The organism is uncultured Flavonifractor sp. (assembly GCF_944387675.1).
Taxonomy (GTDB): Bacteria; Bacillota; Clostridia; order Oscillospirales; family Oscillospiraceae; genus Flavonifractor.
The window spans coordinates 1-5,689 of the sequence record NZ_CALXFV010000124.1 but is presented as its reverse complement, the minus strand read 5'-3'; the positions used below and the strand labels follow the sequence as shown (position 1 = coordinate 5,689).

Here is a 5,689-nt window from a genome sequence, read left to right as displayed (position 1 = left end):
GCCGTTGCGGGCAAAAACCTGGGCAATGTCCAGACCCATGGTGCCGCCGCCAATTACTACAATCTTTTTCATCACAATGGAACCTCCTGTCAATTTGCCAGTAAATCCGTCTTTTGTGCCGATAAGCGGAAAGGACCCCTGTGCTGTGCCGTATGCCAGGCAGAGCACAGGGATGCTTTCCGCAGGAGAGGGCCTGCGGCCTGCGGTTTGCCTGGACAAAAGCCGTCCAGAATACTTCGGCGGCAGGAGCCATATGGTGTACCGGCGGTTGTCCCGCCTTGCTTGTTCCGAAGGTACGCTTCGACCTGCTTTTTTACCGTTATAAATCCCATCTGTTCCGGCTGTTCAGCATGTTTCAAATACGACGGCAAGGCTCTGCCCGGTCCCGGTGTTTAGAGCGGCCATGCCGCGCTTTGCATAGGCTCGCCCACGCAAAGCATGGAGAAGCGTCACTATCATGCGCAGGCCGCCGCATCCGGCCGGAGCGCCAAGGGCGATTCCTCCGCCGTTTACATTGACGCGCTCCAATCCGAAGCCCAGCGAGCGGACCGCCGCCACCGTCTGCGGAGGAAAGGATTCTCCAAACTCTGCAAGGTCGATGTCATCCGCTGTCAAGCCGGCCTTCCGCAGCGACTGGCGGCAGGCGAGCACCATGCTGTCACCGGATACCTCCGCTGGAACACCGGCCTGCCCCCAGGACAGGAGCCTGGCCATGGGAGTCAGGCCGTACCGGCACACCGCCGCGCCCGATGCCAGCAGTGCAGCCGCCGCTCCGTCGCCGGGGGGTTCCATGGACATTCCGTCCCCATTGCAGCCGGCAGGGAGCTGATGTGCCGCCATGGTTAAATACTCATCTGCCTCCAGCATGCGGAGCAGGCCCCCGTCTACCGGAACGGCAGGCACGATTTCTGGGCGGAAGCGGTCCGCCAGTCCTGCGGCCTGCGCCTTTTCCCTGGAAGCAAGGACAAAGGCCTCCCATTCCTCCCGGGGAACACACTGCTTTTCACAGTGCGCATTTCCCGCGCAGGTCTCCTGACGAAGCGGAATTGCGCCTCGTCCCGCAGCCGAGCTGTTCCCGGCTCCCCCCGCCGCCACAAGCTGAGCGGCCCCGGTACGGATGCTGCGCGCGCCCCGGAGAAGCGCGTTTATGCCGGATCCATCCGCCATGCCGGCTATTCTGGCGGAGGGGGAAAACCCTGCTTTTTCTGCGACTTGGCCGGCGAGAATGTGGGCCGGACCTGCGGCAGACGCACTTCCCAGCACCAACGCCTCCACCAGGCGCGGCGCCGTGCCGGACCGGCGCAGCACCTCCCGCACCACCGCGGCGCCAAGCTCTCCGGCAGATACATGCCGCAGGCTTCCGTTCAGCGCGCCTATTGCCGTGCGGCAGCAGGCCACAAGATAGACGCTTTGGGTTTCCCCGCCCATATTCCGCACTGCGTGTGTCCCCCCTGCATGGTGCGTCCCGGCGATATAGGTTCGATTCCCTTCAGATGGAGTTATTTTACCCCCATCCACCCGGCGATTACCATGCGCTGGACCTCGCTGGTGCCTTCGTAGATTTCGGTGATCTTGGCGTCGCGCATATAGCGCTCAAAGGGATACTCTCTTGTGTAGCCGTAGCCGCCTGTGAGTTGGAGACAGCGCCGGGTGACGCTGCTGGCTGCCTCTGCGGCGTACAGCTTGCCCATCGCCGCCAGGTGGCTGTACGGCTCATGGTCCTGCTTGGCCTGGGCGGCGCGGTAGACCAGCAGGCGGGCGGCGTCCACGCGGGTCTGCATGTCGGCCAGCTGGAACTGGGTGTTTTGGAACTGGCTGATCCGCTTGCCGAACTGAATGCGCGCGGTTGTGTACTTAATGCACTCGTCAATCGCCGCCTGGGCGATTCCCAATGCCTGAGCTCCGATGCCGATACGTCCGCCGTCCAGCGTCATCATGGCGATGCGGAAGCCCTTGTTCAGGCTTCCCAACAGATTCTCCTTGGGGACAATACAGTTTTCAAACACCAGCTCACAGGTGGAGGAGCCGCGGATTCCCATTTTCTTTTCGTGCGCCCCCACTTTGAAGCCGGGGAAGCCCCGCTCCACAATGAACGCCGAGATTCCCTTTGTACCCAGCTCCTTGTTTGTCATGGCGAATACCACAAATATATCGGCGTAGCCGGCATTGGTGATAAAGATCTTGGAGCCGTTCAGGACCCAGTGATCGCCCTTGTCCTCCGCCACCGTCTTCTGCATGGCGGCGTCCGTGCCGGCACCCGGCTCGGTCAGGCCGAACGCGCCCAGCTTTTCTCCGGCCAGCAGCTCGGGCAGATACTTCTGCTTTTGCTCCTCGCTGCCGAACTCCGCGATGGGCCAGCAGCAGAGGGAGGTGTGCGCCGATACCATAACGGAAGTGGAGGCGCAGTGCCTGGCCAGCTCCTCGCACACGCCGATATAGGTCAGATAAGACAGGCCGGCTCCCCCGTACTCCTCCGGAAAGGGGACGCCCATCATTCCCATTTCGGCCAGCTTGTTCCAATTTTCCTGGGGGAAACGCTCATTCTCGTCAATCTCAGCCGCATGGGGCGCGATTTCTCTTACGGCAAAGTCATGAAGCATCTCCAGAATACTTTGTTCTTCCTCATTAAAGTGAAAATTCATACTACACGCTCCTTTTCAGATCTTATGTGCGGCTTTTTCGGATTTCTTCTGCCAACACAGGCAGTACCTCGAAGAGATTGCCCACCACACCGCAGTCCGCCACATCGAAAATAGGGGCATCGGGGTCCTTATTGATGGCCACAACGATTTTGGCGCCGCTGATGCCGGCAAGATGCTGGATTGCGCCGGAAATTCCGCAGGCAATGTAGAGCTTTGGACCGACGGACTTGCCTGTTTGGCCCACCTGATGGCTGTGGGCGATCCAGCCGGCGTCCACCGCCGCCCGGGACGCGCCTACCGTGGCGCCCAGCAACTCCGCCACCTCATGGAGCAGGGCAAACCCCTCCGGGCCGCCTACGCCCCGCCCGCCGGACAGGATGATATCGGCGCCCTCCAGGTCCACCTTTTCGCTGTCCAGGTCCCGGATGACCTCCAGCACCTGGGTGCGAATGTCTTTGGCATCCACATGGATGTCTTCCCGCACCACTTCCGCCTTGCCCTCGCAGGGCGGCGTTTTCTTGAACACGCCCGGACGCACGGTGCCGATCTGAGGGCGATGATTGGGACAGAGAATGGTGGCCATCAGGTTGCCGCCAAAGGCAGGACGAGTCCAAGCCACGTTGCCGGTTTCCGCGTCGATATCCAGCGCGGTGCAGTCCGCCGTCAATCCGGTTTTCAGCCGGCAGCTTACCCGGGGAGCCAGGTCGCGGCCGTTATTGGTCGCGCCGATGAGCATACTGGTGGGGCCGTACTTCTCCACCAGGCTCACCAGCGCAGTGGAGTAGGCATCGGTGGTATAGTGCTGATATTCCGCGCCCTCTACTGCGATGACCTTGTCCGCTCCGTGCTCCGAGGCGGCCTTAACCGCCCCGTCAATCTGGTGGCCGATCACCACCGCCACCAGCGCGCCGCCCTGCTTATCCGCCATCGCCCTGCCGGGAGTCAGCAGCTCCAGGCCCACGTTTTTCGCGCTTCCGTCCTCATTGGTTTCTATAAGCACCCAAAGATCCCTGGTCTTGGCTTCCATCACATGTTCCTCCTCACCTTAAACAAAGCCGCCCTTGCTCAAGAAGCTGAACAGCTTTTGGGCGGACAAGTCGTCGCTCTCCTCTTTGATCTTAATCCCACCCGACTTCTTCGGCGGTACAAAGGTGCTCTTCACGTGGGTGGGCGATCCGCTCAGGCCGATCATACCGGTATCCATGTCGGGGAACGCGTCTTCGCCCAACACCGGGATCTCAGCCCGATTGGCGGCCATCTTCCGCTTAATGGTGGGATACCGGGGGTCCCAGGAGGGCTTGGTGAACGTGACCACGCAGGGCAGCCCCACACCAATCATCTCAATTCCGTCGTCCACTTCCTTTTTTATCTGAAGACCATTTTCCACCGCTTCCGCTTCCAGACCGTAAGTCACCTGGGGATAGCCCAGATGCTCTGCAATTTCCGGCCCTACCTGGGCGGTATCGCCGTCAATGGCCTGCTTGCCGCAGAAGACAGCGTCAAATTTGCCCTCGGTCTCCTCAATCTTCTGAATGGCCTGGGAAAGAATGTAACTGGTGGCCAGGGTATCCGAGCCGCCGAAGCTCCGGCCGGAAACCAGATAGGCCTTGTCCGCCGCAATGGCCAGGCACTCCTTCAGCGCGGCTTTTGCCTGCTCCGGCCCCATGCTCACCACCACAATCTTCGTTTCCGGCGCCTTGTCTTTGATTCTGGCCGCCGCCTCCAGCGCGTAGCCGTCAAACGGATTCAAAATGGTGGGAACACCCTCGCGAATCAGTCTGTTCGTCTCCGGGTCAATTCTGATTTCTGTCGTGTCAGGTACCTGTTTGACGCAAACAACGATATTCATGCTTTCAACTCCTTTTATGTGGTTGCTGTGTTCTGTCTCCGGCTTATCTCCGCCGCCCCGACACGGCACGGATGGGCCGGCGCTTGTTGTCTGATACGCTCCTCCCCATATAAATGTGAAGACCTCTGACCGCTTTTCCGTCAAATCCTCCGCGTGGTCCGTCCGGTCAAAAGTCCCTTGTTCGTGTTGCTAGCGTGCAAGTTCCATGCCAATGCGGCACCGGACATGCCGCGGCCTGCGCCTTTGGCTGGCTGGCCGTCTGTCGGGCTGCCGGAGGCCGGGATGCACTTCGGATTCCCAAAAATCCATGGAAAATTTGAGAAATGCGGTGGTCAAACGGCTGATATGTCTATAAAAGTACACACTTGCCGTGTGAAACCATTTACGGGTATCGTCCCGGTTTACGCTATTCTTGCAGGAGAGCCGGTATCAAAAAGTAGACACCTGGGATCTGAATTCAGATTGGCGGTTCCCCCCTGCTTCTGCCGGGAGAACGGGGACCTCACCCGGTTTCCGCTGAGCAGTTCTTGCATAATCGGGTGTATTTTGACGCCCTGATATGGCAAAATTCCCGCAATGGAGGGGAATAATCGGACGCGCTTTGTGGACTATACACGAAACTGTTTCTATAAGTAGACACTTTGGCTTTCAAAGCCCCCCGTCATCCTTCCGCCAGCAGGGGATTTCTCCCCCAATTTTGGAAAGTTGCAAATTTTTATGTGGCCCGCCGGTGTCAGCGGCCCGATTTGATGCCTTGGCACAAAACTTGCATTTTGTATCAGAACGAGGCGTTTACCGGTTATAGGCAGCGTACGCTGCAACTTAAAATGAAAGGATGATTCAGATGAAAGCCAACTGGAAGATCACGTCGCTTTACTATGGCAAAATCCATGCGCCCCGCGGTGTATTTACCGCCGGTCTGGACCCTGATTTGATGATCGACGCGCCGTATATTGGCTATCTGCTGCAAAATGGCAAACAGAACGTCCTGGTTGATACCGGCATTCATCAGGACAATATTGTGGACGGAAAGGCCTGGGGCGGCTACGCTGCGGTGGGCGGCAACCAGTATGTGCTGGATGCGCTGGCGAAGGAGGGCCTCACCCCCAAGGATATCGACACAGTTTTGTACACCCATCTGCACAACGACCACGCCGGCGGAGCGCTGCTGTTCCCTGAAGCCCACACCATTTTCCAG

Annotated in this window: 5 protein-coding genes; 1 reads left to right on the top strand and 4 read right to left on the bottom strand. The window is 59.2% G+C overall.

Annotated features, from left to right (window positions below):
* Window positions 1-345: 345 nt before the first annotated feature.
* From Q0J74_RS10155 to Q0J74_RS10140, 4 genes are all read right to left on the bottom strand, one after another.
* On the bottom strand, window positions 346-1,428 hold the full coding sequence (locus Q0J74_RS10155) for a hypothetical protein (protein WP_297214243.1): 1,083 nt from the start codon (window positions 1,426-1,428) through the stop codon (window positions 346-348).
* Window positions 1,429-1,499: 71 nt separating this feature from the next.
* Window positions 1,500-2,642, bottom strand: coding sequence for an acyl-CoA dehydrogenase (locus Q0J74_RS10150; RefSeq protein ID WP_297214240.1), 1,143 nt, complete (start codon window positions 2,640-2,642; stop codon window positions 1,500-1,502).
* Window positions 2,643-2,664: 22 nt separating this feature from the next.
* A complete protein-coding gene (locus Q0J74_RS10145) occupies window positions 2,665-3,669 on the bottom strand; it encodes an electron transfer flavoprotein subunit alpha/FixB family protein (RefSeq protein ID WP_297214237.1) in 1,005 nt (334 codons plus the stop codon).
* An 18-nt stretch (window positions 3,670-3,687) separates the two neighbouring features.
* A complete protein-coding gene (locus Q0J74_RS10140; RefSeq protein ID WP_297214233.1) occupies window positions 3,688-4,491 on the bottom strand; it encodes an electron transfer flavoprotein subunit beta/FixA family protein in 804 nt (267 codons plus the stop codon).
* An 844-nt stretch (window positions 4,492-5,335) separates the two neighbouring features.
* Here Q0J74_RS10140 and Q0J74_RS10135 point away from each other — a divergent pair.
* On the top strand, window positions 5,336-5,689 hold a 354-nt coding region (locus tag Q0J74_RS10135), incomplete at its 3' end, for an MBL fold metallo-hydrolase (RefSeq protein WP_297214230.1).